This is a genomic window from Bradyrhizobium sp., assembly GCF_049691595.1.
Classification (GTDB): Bacteria; Pseudomonadota; Alphaproteobacteria; order Rhizobiales; family Xanthobacteraceae; genus Bradyrhizobium.
Genome location: NZ_JBAVNZ010000518.1, coordinates 1 through 2,076 on the forward strand (window position 1 = coordinate 1; position 2,076 = coordinate 2,076).

Below are 2,076 nucleotides of genomic sequence, written 5' to 3' on the forward strand. Positions count from 1 at the left end.
CGGGCCGTGCGATCGAACATGCTATTGCGGTCGCAATTCAGGCTGGCCGGACAACCCGGGATGTCGGCGGCAACCTTGGGACAGTTGCGGCCGGCCAGGCTGTCGCGGATATTCTGCGATCGGCGTCGGCCGCATGCGAGGAAACAGGGCAATGAACCAGACCGTCAGCAGTGAAATACCCAAGGTCGCCTCGGCATCGGTGGTAGCCCAGCACGCGGCGACGCTGAAAGCGCTGCCGTTCTCGGATGTCAGGGATTTCGATGACGCCGCGCGCGGCTTTCTCGGCACGATAGAGAACGCGCGGATCGCGACCCCGCAGGGCAGGGTGGTCTGGAGCCTCGAGCCTTATGGCTTCCTGACCTCGGAACAAGCCCCGCCGACGGTCGATCCGAGCCTGTGGCGGCAGTCGCGCCTCAACATGAATCACGGTCTGTTCGAGGTGGTGCCTGGCGTCTACCAGGTGCGCGGGCTGGACATCGCCAACATGACGCTGATCGAGGGCAATGGCGGCGTGATCGTGGTCGATACGCTGACCTCGATCGAGGGCGCGCGGGCCGCGATGGAGCTTTATTTCGAGCACCGCGGCAAGCGGCCGGTCAGCGCCGTGATCTTCACCCACACCCATACCGACCATTGGGGCGGCGCGCGCGGCGTGCTCGATGATGAGACGCTTTCGAGCGGGAAGGTGCCGATCATCGCGCCGAACTTGTTCATGGAGCATGCGGTTTCCGAAAACATCATCGCCGGCCCCGCGATGCTGCGGCGCGCGCAATATCAGTTCGGGCCGTTCCTCGCCAAGGGCGCGCGGGGGCAGGTCGATTGCGGGCTCGGCAAGTCGATGGCGGCAGGCTCGGTCGCGCTGTTGCGCCCGACCGACCTGATCATCGCGACCGGCGACAAGCGCAGCATCGACGGGCTGGAATTCGAATTCCAGATGGCGCCGAACAGCGAGGCGCCGGCGGAGATGCATTTCTTCGTGCCGCGCTACAGGCTGTTGAATCTTGCGGAAAACTGCACGCATAATTTCCACAATCTGCTGCCGTTCCGCGGCGCCGACGTGCGCGACGCACTCGCCTGGTCGAAATATCTCGGCGAAGCGCTGCAGATGTGGGGCGGTAAGGCCGACGCCATGTGCGGCCAGCACCACTGGCCGGTCTGGGGCCATGAGCGCATCGATACCATGATCCGCCAGCAGCGCGACCTCTACAAATTCGCGCATGACCAGACCATCCGCCTGATGAACCATGGCCTGACAGCGACCGAGATCGCCGAGGCGATCCGGTTGCCCAAAAGCCTCGACGGCGCCTGGCACGCGCGCGGCTATTACGGCCATATCCGGCATAATGTGAAGGCGATCTATCAAAAATATCTCGGCTGGTACGACGCCAATCCCGTCCATCTCGATCCGCTGCCGCCGGTCGAGTCGGGCAGAAAGTATGTCGAGTATATGGGCGGCGCGGATGCGATCCTCGATCGAGCGCGCAAGGATTTCGCCAGGGGCGAATTCCGCTTCGTGGCGCAGGCGGTGAGCCATCTGGTGTTCGCCGAGCCGGACAACCAGGCCGCCCGCGCGATGCTGGCCGACACTTTCGAGCAGCTCGGCTATGCCTCGGAAAGCTCGACCTGGCGCAACGCCTATCTGTTCGGCGCGCAGGAATTGCGGCAGGGGATGCCGAAGGCGCCGCCGCGCGCGCCGATGCCGCGCGAAACGCTGGCCGCCCTGCGAACCGAACAGTTGTGGGACGTGCTCGGCGTCCGCCTCAACGGTCCGAGGGCCGAAGGCAAGCGCATCGTGCTGAACTGGAGTTTCACCGACACCGGGGAGAGCTTCATTCTCAACCTGGAGAATTGCGCGCTGACTTATGTCGCCGGTGCGCAGGCCGACAAGCCGGACGCCGGTTTTACGCTCGCGCGCGGCACCCTGGACGAGGTCATCGCCAGGCCGACCTCGTTCGCCGAAGCCATCGCAGGCGGCAGGATCAGGGTCAGCGGCGATGCCACACGTCTTGGCGAGCTGATGACGCTGATGGACGAGTTTCCGCGCATGTTCGAGATCGTCGAGCCGAAGCGGACGGC

Annotated in this window: 1 protein-coding gene; it reads left to right on the top strand. The window is 64.7% G+C overall.

Features of this window, described 5'->3' with window-relative positions; translation table 11 throughout:
- Positions 1-151 precede the first annotated feature (151 nt).
- Positions 152-2,076, top strand: a 1,925-nt coding sequence (locus WCE35_RS21225; RefSeq protein ID WP_424595279.1) for an alkyl/aryl-sulfatase, incomplete at its 3' end; no start/stop codon positions are given.